1 protein-coding gene is annotated in these 1,446 nt (G+C 40.2%); it reads left to right on the top strand.

Going from position 1 to position 1,446, the window contains the following annotated elements:
- Positions 1-1,446: tetratricopeptide repeat protein (locus DXA54_RS03825; protein WP_243647634.1), on the top strand; the 1,446-nt coding region annotated here is incomplete at both ends.

Consider the following 1,446-nt stretch of genomic DNA (forward strand, 5'->3'; position numbering starts at 1 on the left):
ATTATAATTGGACTATCAGCTATTCTCTATTTTACAGGTTGTTATAACAGGGAACAGACCCCTCGCCTTAGTGAGGCTGAAAAGCTAATGCAGAACAACCCGGATAGTGCATTAGCAATACTACAAAAACTCAAACCAGAAGGCAACCGGGCTGAACAGGCCAGATATGCATTGCTCTATTCCGAAGCTTTGGAAAAAAAACAAATGAAAGTTACTGACGATTCATTGATCCGCCAGGCTTGGCAATATTATAAACATTACCCCAAAGATTTACGTCACCAGTGTAAAACTCTATATTATTGGGGAAGAATTAAATTACGCACAGGTGATAAACCGGGAGCATTACGTCTTTTTCTCAAAATAGAAGAGAAACTGACAGATACCGATGAATCTTATTACAAAGGGCTTTTATACAGACAGATCGGTGAAGTATATTATAAACAAATGAACTACAGCCGGGCATATCATTATTTCCACGAAGCCAGAAATAATTTCCGCCAATCGGGTGATATCCAGGAGGAGACAAAGGCAACCCTTGACATGGCAGCCGCTACTTTTCACTCAAAAGATATAGAAAAAGCAATAAGGCTGTATTCGGCGGCTCTTGACTTGGCCGATGAACATAATAACAGTAATCTGATAGAAGTCAGCCTTACTAATCTTGCATCACTATATGTGATATCCAAACGGCATATATCCAATGACCTGTTACAGCGAATCGAACTTTCCGCCCGACAGGATACGGTATATGGATATCACACATTGACAGATGTAAGTCTTTTGAAGAATCATATAGACAGTGCACGGTATTATCTGGAGCTTGCAAAGGCGCACACTACTGATATTTGCGACATGGCAGAACTACAATACACTGCATACCATATCGAAGTGCAGGCTAAAAATTTTGAAAAAGCAACGGACAATGTACATCGCTATATCTACTTGAACGATTCAATAATGCGCTCAAACATGCAATTCTCCGCCGGTATGGTCGAGCGGGACTATTTTAAAGAGCGAACAAAATTCGCCCAATACAGAATGAAAAACCGGACTGTCTGGGAAATAGCTATAGCAGCCGCTACCTTTTTTATTATTGGAATTGCCTGGTATATCGTCCGCCAACGTTTACGCATGCAACGTGATCGTACCAACCATTATTTGTTATTGACAGAGAAAGCCAATTCCGAGTACAAGGCTCTTACTGAACGCGTGAAAGAACAGCAGACTACGGAAAGTTATTTAAGAGGATTGGCTGCTTCACGCTTTGACATTGTCGATAAACTTGGAAAGACCTACTATGAACGTGAAAATACAACATCGCAACAGTCAGTCATATTTAATGAAGTAAAGCAGATAATTACAGATTTTGCAGAAAACAATGGCATACTGCAAGAACTGGAAAAAATCGTAAACACTTGTCATGACAATGCCATGTACAAGCTCAAG

It is taken from the genome of Bacteroides sp. OF03-11BH, assembly GCF_003604005.1.
Lineage (GTDB): Bacteria > Bacteroidota > Bacteroidia > Bacteroidales > Bacteroidaceae > Bacteroides > Bacteroides ovatus.